The following is a 10,959-nucleotide window of genomic DNA, read 5'->3' as shown; positions in this document are numbered from 1 at the left end:
CGCTCCGTCAACCCCCCGGCCGCCGTCACCACCGCGGCCACCGGCTCCGCCGGCGCCCCCGGCACCGCCGGCGCCACCCGCACCGCCGACACCACCCGCGCCGCCGCGGCCGCCGGCCCCGCCGGGTCCCCCGGGCTCGCCGGGCGTTTCACTCGTCATGCCGTTCGCACCTGCCTCTCTGAGAGCCAGCACAAAGCTACCCCTCGGCGGCGGAAGGGCGCCGCCGATCCCGCAGCGCGCGACAATGAACCGATGATTGAGTTAGAGGTAGTGCAGGCCGACATCACCAAGCTCGAGCTCGACGCGATCACCAACGCCGCCAACACGCAGCTGCGGCACGGTGGTGGCGTCGCCGCGGCAATCGTCCGCGCCGGCGGCCCTGAGGTGCAGCGCGAATCGACCGAGAAGGCGCCGATCGGGCTCGGGGAGGCGGTGGAAACCACCGCGGGCGAAATGCCTGCGCGCTACGTCATCCACGCCGCGACGATGGAACCGGGCGGCCCGACCTCGGCCGAGATCATCGCCCGCGCGACCGGCGCCACCTTGCGCAAGGCCGACGAACTGGGGTGCCGCTCGCTGGCCCTGGTGGCCTTCGGCACCGGCGTCGGCGGCTTCCCGCTCGACCAAGCCGCGCGGCTGATGGTCGACGTCGTAAGGCAGCACCGGGCGAGCTCGCTGGAAAAGGTGGTGTTCGCCGTTCACGGCGACGTGGCGGAGCGGGCGTTCCGGGACGCGGTGGAGGTTTAGCCCCCCGACAGGTGGCGTTCGACGGAAGCGACCTTCTGCGTCATCGCGTCGTGGGCTCCGGCACGCGAGTCCACCTTGATCACCGTGCTGACCCTGGGTGCGCGGGCGGCCACGGCCTCCACCGCACGCTGCACGACGGCCATCACTTCTGTCCAGGTGTCGCCCTCGATCACGGTGAACATCGCATCCGTCCTGTTCGGCAGGCCGGATTCGCGGACCACCCGAACCGCCTCGGCGACGATCTCGCCGACGCCCTCGCCCACGCCCAGCGGCGTGACGGAAAACGCGACGAGCACGGACACGTCACGAGCCTACCCACCCGTTTCGAACCCGGCCTGGCAGCATCGAGGGCCATGCGGGTTCTGGTGCAACGGGTCTCGTCGGCGTCGGTGGCGGTCGACGGACAGGTGGTGGGCGCGATCCGCCCGGACGGCCAGGGCTTGCTGGCCTTCGTCGGCGTCACGCACGGCGACGATCCCGACGTGGCGCGACGGCTGGCCGAAAAGCTCTGGTATCTGCGCATTCTCGCCGATGAGCGCTCGGCGGCCGACGTCAACGCGCCGATCCTGGTGGTCAGCCAGTTCACCTTGTACGCCGACACCGCGAAGGGCCGCCGGCCGTCCTGGAACGCGGCAGCCCCGGGAGCGGTCGCCGAACCGCTGGTCGCGGCGTTCGCCGAGGCGTTGCACCACCTTGGAGCCGACGTGCAGACCGGCGTCTTCGGCGCGAACATGCAGGTCGAATTGGTGAACGACGGTCCGGTTACGGTGCTTCTGGAGATTTGACGGCGCCACCGCAGTACCTTGGTGGATGTCGGCTTCGGCGCCGATTCTGACGCGAGGGGACGACCATCAGCACTCCACCTGAATTCGGGTCGCTTCGCTCCGACGACGACCAATGGGACATCGTCAGCGGGGTGGGCTACACCGCGCTGCTGGTGGCGGGATGGCGCGCGCTGCACGCCATGAGCCCGCGGCCACTGGTCCGCGACGAATACGCGAAGGTTTTCATCGCCGCCGCCCGGGACCCGTATCTGTCCGGTGTTCTTGCCAACCCGGGAACCTCCGACGACGAGACGGCCTTTCCCCGCCTCTACGGTGTGCAGACCCGGTTCTTCGACGACTTCTTCACCTCGGCCGGCGAGGCGGGCATCCGGCAGGCGGTGATCGTCGCCGCCGGGTTGGACTCCCGCGCGTACCGCCTCGACTGGCCCGATGGCACAACGGTTTTCGAGGTCGACCTGCCCAAGGTGCTGGAATTCAAGGTGCGCGTGCTCGGCGAGCACGGCGCCGTGCCCAAGGCCCGCAGGGTCGAGGTCGGGGCCGATCTGCGCACCGACTGGTCGAGGCGGTTGGAAGCGGCGGGCTTCGACACCGAGACCCCGAGCGCCTGGTCGGTGGAGGGCGTGCTGCCCTACCTCACCGACGAAGCGCAGAACACGCTCTTCACCCGCATCAGCGGGTTGAGCGCGCCGGGCAGCCGGATCGCCATAGGCGCGCTGGGATCCCGCTTGGACCGCGAGCAGCTCGCGGCCCTGGAAGCGGACCATCCCGGGGTCAACATGTCGGGTGACGTGGACTTCTCGGCGCTGACCTACGAGCCCCGGGGTGATCCGGCGGAATCGCTGGCCGCACATGGGTGGGCCGTCGATCCGGTCCGCAACACACTCGACCTGCAGGCCGGCTACGGGATGACACCTCCGGAGGTGGACGTCAAGATCGACGCGATCATGCACTCCGAATACATCACGGCGATCCGGTCGGGGTGACCGCGGATGGTGCCGCTCACGAGGCGCTCGCCCGCCGACGCCATCGCGGAGATCGGCGCGGGCACACCGGGGCCCGGGATCGCCGCCTTCTTCGACCTCGACGGCACATTGGTCGACGCCTTCACCGCGGCGGTGCAGCAGTTCTGCTCCGCCGATGACGTTGCGGTGCAAGGCAGTTGCTGCCACGCCAACGGTGACGAGGATGCGGCGTCGATGGCGCTGGTCGGATTTCCGCGGCCCGTGAACCCCCGCTGCGGGCTCGCCGCGACGGCCGCCGCGCACGGCTGGCCGGTGATGTGTCTCGTCTCGGGCCGCCGTGGCCGAGTGCACAGGCGGCGTTAGGGCGTCAGCAGGACCTTCACCTCGTCGCCGGACCGCGCCTGGGCCGTCGCGTAGCCCTTGGCCGCCTCGTCCAACGACAGGGTCGTGGTGAAGATGCCGTCGACGTCGAGCCGGCCGGACTGCAGCAGCGGGATCAACTCCGGCCAGGTGCGCTGCACCGGTGCGGTGGTCATCCGCAGCGTGATGCTGCGAATCAGGCACCCCAGCGCGTTGAGCGGAAACGGATTCATGTCGTGCACGCCGACGACCGAAACGGTGCCGCCCGGCCGCACCGCGTTCAGCGCGTCGGTCAGGGACGTGTCGGTCGCGACGGCGTCGATCACCGCGTCGGCCCCGCGCCCGCCCGTCGCCGCCAGGATGGCCTCCACCGCCGGTGCCTTGACCGGCGTCGCTCCCCACCCGGCGGCGCGGTCCAGCCGGCCGTCGACGCGATCGACGGCGAAAACCGTTGCGGCGCCCTGAAACAACGCGCTGCGCAGCGCGCACAGACCGACCGCGCCCAGGCCGATCACCGCGACCGTCCCGCCGAACGGGATATCGGCTCGCTGTGCCGCCGCCCAGCCCGTGGCCAGGTTGTCGGTGAGCAGCAGCGCCTGCTCGGTGCTGATCCCTTCGGGAGTCGTGAGCAGCTGGAAGTCGGCCGCCGGCACGGCGAGCAGATCGGCCTGCGCCCCGGGAAGCACGCCGCCGCCGAAGATCTGAAACCCGGAGTAGCACATCACCGGGTCGCGTGTGGCGCATCCCGGGCACGCGCCGCAGCCGGTCACCGAGGACACCATCACCTGGTCGCCGACCTTGACGGTGCGCACCTCGGGCCCGACCTCGACTACGGTGCCGACGGCTTCATGGCCGAGCGTCATGGGTGCGGCCAGCGGATAGTCACCCTCGTAGAAATGCAGATCCGATCCGCAGATTCCGGCGGCGGTGACCGAGATGATCGCTCCGTCGGGACCGGGGAGTGCCGGATCGGGGCGTGTGTCGACCTCGATATTGCGTGGTCCGTCGAGGACTACCGTTCGCATAGTGGTGTGCTCACTTTCTCTGCCGGACAAGGAAATTCGACCAGTCGGGTGCGCGCACCGCGGCCCAGTACTCGTTGAGGCGCCACGGGCTGACGGTATGAATCTCCCCGTCGGCATTCTTGAAGTAGGAGTGTTTGACGGCGGGGTGCGACCACACCATCTTCTTGATCTGGTTCTGCGTGCGTTGGTGCCAGTCGGTCGCGGCGTCGGCCTTTGGTTCCACCGAGTGCAGCTTCTCCTGGGCCAGCCGCTGCAGGCACTGACCGACATAGCGCATCTGGAGTTCGGACTGGAAGATCAAACTGCCGCCATGGGCGAGATGGGTCCCGGGTCCGTAGATGATGAAGAAGTTCGGGAATCCGGGCACCGTGATGCCGAGGTAGGCGTACGGCCGGCTACCCCACAGCTCGTGCAGGTCAATACCGTTGCGGCCGGTCACTTTCAGCGGCCACAACACATCGGTGTGGCGAAACCCCGTCGCGTACACGATGACGTCGGCCTCGTGCGTCACGCCGTCGTCCGTGACGACGCCGTGCGGCGCGATCCTCTGGATCGGGGTGCGCACCAACTCGACGTTGTCGCGCTGCAGCGTCTGCAGCCAGCTGCCGTTGTCCTGCAGTGTCCGTTTCCCGGTGGCGGGATAGTCGGGCAGCACCTTGTCCAACAGCTCTTGGGAGTTCGGGCCTTCGCCGACCTGGCTGGTGATCCACTGCGAGAACATCATTCGGGCGGCGGCGTTGATGTCGCTGACGGCGTAGTCCTGATCGGCGTAGTCGGGGTCGCCCTCTGCGGCGTCGAGTCCCTTGTCGGCACCGGGCCAAAGCACCAGGAACCGGTACCACCGGCCGTAGAAGGGCAGATGCCGCATCGCCCAGCGCACCCCGTCGCCGACCTCGTCGTGGTACATGGCGTTCGGGAACATCCACTGGGCGGTGCGCTGGAACACGGTGAGCTTGTCGACCTGGCGGGCGATCGCCGGCGCTATCTGGAAGCCGCTGGCGCCGGCGCCGATGAGCGCGACCCGCTTGCCCGTCAGATCGATCGAGTGATCCCAGGCCGCCGAGTGAAATGACGGCCCCTCGAAGGTGTCGGCTCCGTCGAATTCGGGGACATTGGGCCGGTTCAGCTGGCCGACGGCCGTCAGGACGACCCGCGCGCTGATCGTGCTCACCCGGCCGTCCGGGCCGCGCACCGAGACCTTCCACAACCCGTCGGCATCGTCCCATTCCGCCTCGACGACCTCGGTGTTCCACCGAATGTGCTCGGCCAGGCCGTGCTTGTTCATCACCTTGGTGAAATAGTCCTGCAGCTCGTATTGCTCGGCGAAGAAGTGTGTCCAATCGTTGTTGGGTTCGAAGCTGTAGCAGTAGAAGTGGTTTGCGACGTCCACGCGGGCGCCGGGATAGCTGTTCTCCCACCACGTTCCGCCGGGCCCGGCGTTTTTCTCGACGATGGTGAAGGGGATATTGGCCTGCTTGAGCCGGATGCCGGCCAGCAGGCCGGATTCCCCGCATCCGACCACCAGGACCGGGAGTTCGGCGGCGGACTGCGTCGGCAGGGCGGCCGGACGGCGGGGGTCGACGCCGTCGAGATCCATCTCTTCCAGGATCAGCGGCAGGTAGTCGTCGGTGACGTGTTCGCAGGCCGCCCAGTCCATCATCTCCCGAATGAGTTCGAGGCTCAGCGGCTCGGGTTCGGGGCAACCGCGGTCCCGGTAGTCGGTGAGCACCGGCAGCGCCGCCGCGCGGGCCCGCGCCTTGTCCTCCTCGGACATGAAGCCCTGCACCTCGTTGAGGAAGATGCCCAGGGGCTTGAAGTCGCGGATGAACCGGGGATCGCCGGTGATGTGGACGAGCGAAAGCAGCAGGGTCGGGATGCTGACATCCTCGAGGGCGGCCGCGATCTCGTCCGTCGGCGTGGTGAAGGGATGGCCGGCATAGCGGCTGCGCATCAAGCCGATCCTTCCGGTAGAGGGGCGCGGCCAATTACGCTACTGCGCGTTTCGTAATTGCGGGCACCACGCTACCCCGTTGCGGCGGAGAGGATCAAGGATCGGCACGCCGCCCGCTGGGCATCACCCGCTCATGGGGCTATGGCTTGCCGTTCGCGCCGGGCGCGCCAAAGTGACCGCCCTGGCCACCCGTGCCGCCGTGCCCGGTGCCGAAACCGTTGCCGCCGTTGCCGCCGATGCCGAAGATCGACGGGTTGTAGGTGCCCATGTCGATGATCCCGGCGTTGCCCCCGTTGCCGCCGTTGGCTGGGCCGCCACCGGTGCCGGCGTCGCCGCCGGCGCCGCCCTGGGCGAAGAAGCCGAGGCCGCCGCCGCCGTCGCCGCCGTCGTTGCCGCCGTTGCCGGTGGGAGCGGCGCCCCCGTGCCCGCCGTTACCGCCGATGGCGCCCTGCAGCCCGGCGGCAAAGCCGCCGTGCCCGCCGACGCCACCGTCGCCCAGCGTCGAGGCGCCGCCGGCTCCGCCCGCACCGCCGCCGGCGATGCCCGTCACCGTCGCCGCCACACCCCCCGCGCCGCCGGCGCCGCCCGTCGCGTTGCCGGAGGCGGCACCGCCGGCCCCGCCGTCGCCGCCGATGGAAGCGCCCCACCCGACGAAGTCGGGAGCCGCGGCGGCACCGCCCGCGCCGCCGGCCCCGGCGGTGCCGGAGCTAACAGCGGCGCCGCCCACGCCGCCGGCGCCGGCCTGGGCCAAGTCGATTCCGAAGAAGCCACTGGAAACGCTGGTGCCGCCCGCGCCGCCGGCGCCGCCGGTAGCCCCGTCGACGGTGGCGTCGCCGCCGTGTCCGCCGGCCCCGCCCATGGTCAGGTCGATCCCCAACGGGCTGCGGGCCCAGCCCTGGCCGCCCGCGCCGCCCACGCCGCCGGTGCCCCCGGCAGCGGTGGCGGCGCCACCGTGCCCACCGGCACCGCCGAAGCCGGTGAAGAGGCCGGTTCCGTTACCGCCGGCCCCGCCCGCCCCGCCGGTGCCGGTCGTGGCGTCGCCGCCGGCCCCGCCGGCCCCGCCGATGCCCGAGAAGAAGCCGGCGCGGCCGCCGGTGCCACCCGCACCCCCGGAGACCCCGGCCGCACCGCCGCCGCCAACACCGCCGGAGCCGATCAGCAGGGCGTTGCCGCCGGCTCCGCCGGCACCGCCGCCGGTCCCGCCGGCCCCGCCGGACCCGCCACTGCCCCACAACCAGCCACCGGTGCCGCCGTGGCCTCCCGCTGCGCCGGCGCCCCCGGTCCCACCGACGCCGCCGACGCCGATGAGGCCGGCCGCCCCGCCGGCGCCGCCGGCCTGGCCGGCCGCACCCGAGCCGCCGTTGCCGCCGCGGCCCCACAAGATTCCGCCCGGACCGCCGTTCTGCCCGGTCCCCGCAGCGCCGTCGCTGCCGGGGCCGATCAGCGGGCGTCCCAACAGGGTGTTGGTCGGCGCATTGACGATCCCCAGCACGTCTTGCTCCAGGGTCTGCAACGGCGACGCGTTCGCGGCCTCCGCGGTCGCGTAGCTGCCGGCCGCGTTGCTCAATGCCTGCACGAACTGCGCGTGGAACGCCGCCGCCTGAGCACTGAGCGCCTGGTATTGCGCGCCGTGGCGGGCGAACAGAGAAGCGATCGCCGTCGACACCTCGTCATCGGCCGCAGCCAGCAGACCGGTGGTCGGGATGGCCGCTGCCGAGTTGGCGGAGCTCAACGATGAAGCGATGCCCGCCACGTTCTCCGCGGCGGTGGCCACTGCGTCCGGCACTGCAACCAAAAACGACATCCGACAACCTCCAGGTAGCCCGCCCCGAGAGGATGGTAGTTATCCTCGCCGGCTAAATTCGACACGTTTCTAATAATTCAAAGCTGTTTCCCAGCAGCGGCTAAACGGGGAAACATATTGTCGACCCGTTGGTGGCGCCCAGGCGAACCGGAGGTAACGAGCGTCGTGGCCCCGTTGCTCACGGCATGCAGCGGCTTCCTGCTCGCCGTCTTGTGGATGGATCTGATCTTCGACGTCCAGGTCGTCAAATACCGAAGCGCGCGTGAGGAATTGCCCGAGCCGGTGCTCGCCTCCATCGCGGCTTACTACCATCGCGCGACGACCGCGTCGCGACCGATGAGCCACCTCATCGCCCTCGTCATGCTGATCTTGTTGGCGGCGTTGGGGTTTCAGGCCGCTCGGGGTCACGACCCGGCATGGGTGCCGGCGATATCGGCGGCGCTCGCCGGGGTGCCGATGGTCCTTGCCCTGACGCACACGGTCCCGAGCGCCGTTCGGCTCGGGCATCGCGCGGACGAACGGGCCGAACAAAGCCGTCTGGCGCGAGCCATCTGCCGCGATCATCTGGTCTGCTTCGCGGGAATGCTGGCGTTCCTCTTCGTATGGATAGCGCGCGCGTCGAGCTGACACCCTGTAGTGCCGACGCGCTGGTGCGGGGCGGCTTTCCACGTCAACGAGTGCCGTACTAAACTAGAACACGTTTCAGTTCGGCGAGCGCCCCAGGAGTAGGCATGCACACCGCGATTTGCGACGAGCTTGGCATCGAGTTCCCGATCTTCGCCTTCACCCACTGCCGCGATGTCGTGGTCGCTGTCAGCAAGGCCGGTGGTTTCGGCGTGCTCGGCGCCGTGGGCTTCACGCCCGAGCAGCTGGAGATCGAGCTCAACTGGATCGACGAGAACATCGGCGACCACCCCTACGGCGTCGACATCGTGATCCCCAACAAGTACGAGGGCATGGACTCCCACCTGTCCGCGGAGGAGTTGGCCGACACGCTGCGCAAGATGGTCCCGCAGGAGCACTTGGACTTCGCCAAGAAAATCCTGGCGGACCACGGTGTACCCGTGGAGAACGCGGACGAGGACACCCTGCAGTTGCTGGGCTGGACGGAGGCGACCGCCACCCCGCAGGTCGAGATGGCGCTGAAGCACCCGAAGGTGCGGATGATCGCCAACGCGCTCGGCACTCCCCCGGCCGACATGATCAAGCACATCCACGAAACCGGTCGCAAGGTGGCCGCGCTGTGCGGTTCGCCCTCGCAGGCCCGCAAGCACGCCGACGCCGGGGTTGACATCATCATCGCGCAGGGCGGCGAGGCCGGCGGCCACTGCGGCGAGGTGGGCTCAATTGTCTTGTGGCCGCAGGTCGTCAAGGAGGTCGCGCCGGTGCCGGTGCTGGCGGCCGGCGGCATCGGCAGCGGTCAGCAGATCGCGGCGGCGCTGGCGCTGGGCGCCCAGGGAGCGTGGACCGGCTCCCAATGGCTGATGGTCGAGGAAGCCTCGAACACCCCGGTTCAGCAACAGGCGTACGCCAAGGCGAGCAGCCGTGACACCGTCCGGAGTCGGTCGTTCACCGGCAAGCCGGCCCGGATGCTGCGCAACGACTGGACCGAGGCGTGGGAGCAGCCGGACAACCCCAAGCCGCTCGGTATGCCGTTGCAGTACATGGTTTCCGGCATGGCCGTGCGCGCCACCAACCGTTACCCGAACGAAACCGTCGACGTCGCGTTCAACCCGGTCGGTCAGGTGGTCGGGCAATTCACCAAGGTGGAGAAGACGGCGACCGTCATCGAGCGGTGGGTGCAGGAGTACCTCGAAGCGACCAACCGGCTGGACGAACTGAACGAGGCCGCCACGGTCTGACGACTACTCGTCGACTTCGTCCACGTCCTCGCGCCCGGTGAAGATTTCCTTGGTGCGGTCCACCGCATAGGTGCCGATGTCGATCGAGTTCTGGACGATGCCGCTGGCACCGCCGGCGACGTCACCCCGGATGATGTCGCCGGCGTGTTCGACGATGTCCGAAGCCTTGTCCACGGCATTCGTCGCGATGTCCTTGACCGCGTCGACCGCATCCCTGGGATTGAAGCCCATCGGAGTCCCCTTTCGTTGCAACGCCTTTGACCCGACTCTAGACGTGGGGTCTGGATGTCAGTAGTTGACCAGGGTGCGCCAGTAGTCCTCGGGAATCTCGGCACCGGAGCGCAATACCCGCGCCAGTCCGATGGCCATCGCGATGCCGAGCAGGCCCAGCCACAGCCCGGCCAGCCCGATGACACCCCACAGCGCGGCGGTGACGGCCGGCCACGGCGACAGCACCGCAAGCACCGGCGCGAAGAAGAAGCCGGCCCCGATGTACCACGCCGAGCCGGCCCGATCGGACGCCAGGACGAAGCGCAGCCAGCGTGGGATCGGGGCGGCGGGCCGGGTGGCGCTCATCGACCGTCCCCTCACGAAGAGGGAGGGAAGAACCCCGCCCCGGTGAACCAGCCCTCTTGCCAGCCCTGGTCGCCCAGGCACAGCATGGGCAGCCCGCGATCCGACTGCGCGGCCGCCTGCGGGCCCGGGCACTTCGCGCCGGCCTGCTGTACGCCGTAGAGCGGATAGGAGATGACCCAGTAGCCGGTGGTGGCCGCGGGGAACTGGTTGGGCGGCGGGAAGTGGCAGGCCTCGGCCTGGCCGCTGGGCCCGCGCCCGAAGATGAAGCGCTCGTAGTTGTCGCACGGCGCGCCCAGGGAGGCCTGGTAATTCATGTTGGGCACGTCGCCGTTGTACTGCGGATCGGCTGCCGCACACGGCGCCACGCCGATCGTGATGCCCGCTACGGAAGCGGCGCTGAGCAGTTGCCGAATCATGTTCCACCCCGCTTGTCGCCTGTGACCTGCATCAAAGCATATCGATTGCGCCGCTGGCCACAAGGTGGTTTGCCGGGACGGTCAACGGCGCCGGTACGTACAGATCAGCACGCCGGTGCCCGTCGTCGTCGCCGACACCAGCTCCAGCGCGCGGGCCCGGCCGTCCCGGGCGCGCAGCTCGCGTATCGCGCCGATCGCGTCGTCGGGCGGCAGCAGCATCGAGCCGGGCCAGCTCAAGTCGTCCCGGCCGAGCGTGCGCGAAGCGACGTACTCGGGGATCTCGTTCATCCGGTCGGCGAACGGATCGCCTGCGAGCGTTGGCCAGACCGCGGCCATGCCGGCCCAGGTGCGGCGGCCGAACAGCAACGCCTCGGTGTCGGCCATCGTTTCAGCGACGGCCGGTCCCATGGTTTCCGGTTCGAAGTACGGTATGGACCAGCCCCCGTGGGCAATCCTGCGTCGGTGTCCTCA

14 protein-coding genes are annotated in these 10,959 nt (G+C 69.6%); 6 read left to right on the top strand and 8 right to left on the bottom strand.

Translation table 11 applies throughout. The annotated features are described in order from the left end of the window. Nucleotides 1–252: 252 nt before the first annotated feature. Nucleotides 253–747, top strand: coding sequence for a macro domain-containing protein (locus A5705_RS23835; protein WP_067874732.1), 495 nt, complete (start codon nucleotides 253–255; stop codon nucleotides 745–747). Here A5705_RS23835 and A5705_RS23830 read toward each other — a convergent pair. Beyond that, nucleotides 744–1,049, bottom strand: a complete 306-nt coding sequence (locus A5705_RS23830; RefSeq protein WP_067874715.1) for an MTH1187 family thiamine-binding protein — start codon at nucleotides 1,047–1,049, stop codon at nucleotides 744–746. The two genes, A5705_RS23835 and A5705_RS23830, sit on opposite strands and share 4 nt — an antisense overlap. Nucleotides 1,050–1,100: 51 nt before the next feature. Between A5705_RS23830 and dtd the strand changes: the two genes are divergently transcribed. The 3 genes from dtd to A5705_RS23815 all read left to right on the top strand — a co-directional run bounded on the left by dtd (nucleotide 1,101) and on the right by A5705_RS23815 (nucleotide 2,857). Beyond that, nucleotides 1,101–1,532 carry a D-aminoacyl-tRNA deacylase gene (gene dtd, locus A5705_RS23825; protein ID WP_067874718.1) on the top strand — a complete coding sequence of 144 codons (432 nt, stop codon included), beginning with the start codon at nucleotides 1,101–1,103 and terminating at the stop codon, nucleotides 1,530–1,532. Nucleotides 1,533–1,597: 65 nt separating this feature from the next. Further along, nucleotides 1,598–2,515, top strand: coding sequence for a class I SAM-dependent methyltransferase (locus A5705_RS23820; RefSeq protein ID WP_067874720.1), 918 nt, complete (start codon nucleotides 1,598–1,600; stop codon nucleotides 2,513–2,515). Nucleotides 2,516–2,521: 6 nt separating this feature from the next. Beyond that, nucleotides 2,522–2,857 carry a hypothetical protein gene (locus tag A5705_RS23815; protein ID WP_067874723.1) on the top strand — a complete coding sequence of 112 codons (336 nt, stop codon included), beginning with the start codon at nucleotides 2,522–2,524 and terminating at the stop codon, nucleotides 2,855–2,857. On the opposite strand, the gene A5705_RS23810 is transcribed toward A5705_RS23815, so the two are convergent. The 3 genes from A5705_RS23810 to A5705_RS23800 all read right to left on the bottom strand — a co-directional run bounded on the left by A5705_RS23810 (nucleotide 2,854) and on the right by A5705_RS23800 (nucleotide 7,634). Then, a complete protein-coding gene (locus A5705_RS23810; protein WP_067874727.1) occupies nucleotides 2,854–3,879 on the bottom strand; it encodes an alcohol dehydrogenase catalytic domain-containing protein in 1,026 nt (341 codons plus the stop codon). The two genes, A5705_RS23815 and A5705_RS23810, sit on opposite strands and share 4 nt — an antisense overlap. A gap of 10 nt (nucleotides 3,880–3,889) precedes the next feature. Beyond that, nucleotides 3,890–5,830: an NAD(P)/FAD-dependent oxidoreductase gene (locus tag A5705_RS23805; RefSeq protein WP_067874729.1), complete on the bottom strand. Its 1,941-nt coding sequence runs from the start codon at nucleotides 5,828–5,830 to the stop codon at nucleotides 3,890–3,892. A 139-nt stretch (nucleotides 5,831–5,969) separates the two neighbouring features. Further along, on the bottom strand, nucleotides 5,970–7,634 hold the full coding sequence (locus A5705_RS23800; protein WP_068280403.1) for a PE family protein: 1,665 nt from the start codon (nucleotides 7,632–7,634) through the stop codon (nucleotides 5,970–5,972). A 165-nt stretch (nucleotides 7,635–7,799) separates the two neighbouring features. Between A5705_RS23800 and A5705_RS23795 the strand changes: the two genes are divergently transcribed. Together A5705_RS23795 and A5705_RS23790 are read left to right on the top strand one after the other, a co-directional pair. Continuing rightward, the gene (locus A5705_RS23795; RefSeq protein ID WP_067876674.1) at nucleotides 7,800–8,261 is read left to right on the top strand and encodes a hypothetical protein; all 462 of its coding nucleotides are present in this window, start codon (nucleotides 7,800–7,802) and stop codon (nucleotides 8,259–8,261) included. Between the two features lie 104 nt (nucleotides 8,262–8,365). Then, nucleotides 8,366–9,496 carry a nitronate monooxygenase gene (locus tag A5705_RS23790; RefSeq protein WP_067876677.1) on the top strand — a complete coding sequence of 377 codons (1,131 nt, stop codon included), beginning with the start codon at nucleotides 8,366–8,368 and terminating at the stop codon, nucleotides 9,494–9,496. Nucleotides 9,497–9,499: 3 nt separating this feature from the next. Here A5705_RS23790 and A5705_RS23785 read toward each other — a convergent pair whose 3' ends face one another. The 4 genes from A5705_RS23785 to A5705_RS23770 all read right to left on the bottom strand — a co-directional run bounded on the left by A5705_RS23785 (nucleotide 9,500) and on the right by A5705_RS23770 (nucleotide 10,872). Next, nucleotides 9,500–9,727 (bottom strand): hypothetical protein, encoded by a 228-nt coding sequence (locus A5705_RS23785; RefSeq protein ID WP_067876680.1) that lies wholly within the window; start codon nucleotides 9,725–9,727, stop codon nucleotides 9,500–9,502. Between the two features lie 57 nt (nucleotides 9,728–9,784). Then, a complete protein-coding gene (locus tag A5705_RS23780) occupies nucleotides 9,785–10,072 on the bottom strand; it encodes a hypothetical protein (protein ID WP_067876683.1) in 288 nt (95 codons plus the stop codon). A gap of 11 nt (nucleotides 10,073–10,083) precedes the next feature. Next, a complete protein-coding gene (locus A5705_RS23775; protein WP_067876688.1) occupies nucleotides 10,084–10,488 on the bottom strand; it encodes a hypothetical protein in 405 nt (134 codons plus the stop codon). A gap of 81 nt (nucleotides 10,489–10,569) precedes the next feature. Continuing rightward, a complete protein-coding gene (locus A5705_RS23770) occupies nucleotides 10,570–10,872 on the bottom strand; it encodes a hypothetical protein (protein ID WP_197516927.1) in 303 nt (100 codons plus the stop codon). Between the last annotated feature and the right edge of the window lie 87 nt (nucleotides 10,873–10,959).

It is taken from the genome of Mycobacterium sp. E787 (genome assembly GCF_001668725.1).
In the GTDB taxonomy this organism is placed as follows: domain Bacteria; phylum Actinomycetota; class Actinomycetes; order Mycobacteriales; family Mycobacteriaceae; genus Mycobacterium.
Note: the sequence above shows the minus strand (reverse complement) of the source record. Positions and strands in the feature narration are given on the sequence as shown.

Excerpts from the sequence above, each read along its gene's own strand:
- A5705_RS23810 (WP_067874727.1), bottom strand. The coding sequence starts at position 3,879 with ATGCGAACGGTAGTCCTCGACGGACCACGCAATATCGAGGTCGACACA.
- A5705_RS23800 (WP_068280403.1), bottom strand. The coding sequence starts at position 7,634 with ATGTCGTTTTTGGTTGCAGTGCCGGACGCAGTGGCCACCGCCGCGGAG.
- A5705_RS23805 (WP_067874729.1), bottom strand. The coding sequence starts at position 5,830 with ATGCGCAGCCGCTATGCCGGCCATCCCTTCACCACGCCGACGGACGAG.
- A5705_RS23815 (WP_067874723.1), top strand. The coding sequence starts at position 2,522 with ATGGTGCCGCTCACGAGGCGCTCGCCCGCCGACGCCATCGCGGAGATC.
- A5705_RS23835 (WP_067874732.1), top strand. The coding sequence starts at position 253 with ATGATTGAGTTAGAGGTAGTGCAGGCCGACATCACCAAGCTCGAGCTC.
- A5705_RS23785 (WP_067876680.1), bottom strand. The coding sequence starts at position 9,727 with ATGGGCTTCAATCCCAGGGATGCGGTCGACGCGGTCAAGGACATCGCG.
- A5705_RS23775 (WP_067876688.1), bottom strand. The coding sequence starts at position 10,488 with ATGATTCGGCAACTGCTCAGCGCCGCTTCCGTAGCGGGCATCACGATC.
- A5705_RS23770 (WP_197516927.1), bottom strand. The coding sequence starts at position 10,872 with ATGGCCGACACCGAGGCGTTGCTGTTCGGCCGCCGCACCTGGGCCGGC.
- dtd (WP_067874718.1), top strand. The coding sequence starts at position 1,101 with ATGCGGGTTCTGGTGCAACGGGTCTCGTCGGCGTCGGTGGCGGTCGAC.
- A5705_RS23790 (WP_067876677.1), top strand. The coding sequence starts at position 8,366 with ATGCACACCGCGATTTGCGACGAGCTTGGCATCGAGTTCCCGATCTTC.
- A5705_RS23780 (WP_067876683.1), bottom strand. The coding sequence starts at position 10,072 with ATGAGCGCCACCCGGCCCGCCGCCCCGATCCCACGCTGGCTGCGCTTC.